Annotated in this window: 1 protein-coding gene; it reads right to left on the bottom strand. The window is 37.2% G+C overall.

What is annotated here, in order from left to right; genetic code table 11:
- The coding region (locus tag PZE06_RS28775; protein ID WP_275792509.1) for a spore germination protein at positions 1-240 on the bottom strand (240 nt) is incomplete at its 3' end.
- Positions 241-290 lie beyond the last annotated feature (50 nt).

Here is a 290-nt window from a genome sequence, read left to right as displayed (position 1 = left end):
CCCTTGTGGAAAAGGGGTGTATGAATTGTCTTGAATTAATTCTTCAATATAACCGGATTCCAATATTCCATCGATGTCAATTCGTTCCAACCGTTGATTACTTTCTTCAATTAATGTTTCATCCGCAAGATCTTCGATATAAGCGAGGGCAATTGTAGTCTGCGTATAACGCCCCAGCTTTAATGTTTTTATTTTTAATTGAGGGCCGCGCGAAGGGTTTACTGAGACATTGGAGGTCAATACCTCTTTTGCTAAGAAGAAAGATTAAAAGCCCTCAATTAAAAATAAAA

It is taken from the genome of Robertmurraya sp. DFI.2.37 (genome assembly GCF_029211245.1).
Lineage (GTDB): Bacteria > Bacillota > Bacilli > Bacillales > Cytobacillaceae > Robertmurraya > Robertmurraya methanolica_A.
This window is presented reverse-complemented; position numbering and strand designations above follow the sequence as displayed.